This window comes from Anabaena sp. CCY 0017, assembly GCF_963920885.1.
In the GTDB taxonomy this organism is placed as follows: Bacteria; Cyanobacteriota; Cyanobacteriia; order Cyanobacteriales; family Nostocaceae; genus Nodularia.
In genome coordinates this window covers 1-275 of sequence record NZ_CAWUDG010000090.1, presented here as the reverse complement: position 1 = coordinate 275, position 275 = coordinate 1, and the positions used below count along the sequence as shown (strand labels likewise).

The window sequence follows — 275 nt, the reverse complement described above, 5'->3', positions numbered from 1 at the left end:
ATATCGCAAGGTCGTGGACAACCTGCTGATTCCGAGGTTCGGCAGCATCATGCTGTCGGACTGGAAGCGGAAAGATTTCCGCGACTGGTTCGATGACATGACAGTCACCAACAAGCGCTTCGCCAACATCCTGAGTGTCGCAAGGGCCGCCCTGGCCGACGCATTCCAAGACGAGCTGATCGAAGCCAACCCGCTGTATGGCTGGAGCTACGAACGACCGGATGCGCCTAAGCCCGATGACGACGTCGATCCGCTGACTCCGGAGGAACAAGGGG

1 protein-coding gene is annotated in these 275 nt (G+C 58.9%); it reads left to right on the top strand.

The features are described 5' to 3' along the window. Positions 1-275 (top strand): hypothetical protein (locus ACM0OW_RS25820; RefSeq protein ID WP_414553570.1); only part of this gene is annotated, 275 nt, incomplete at both ends.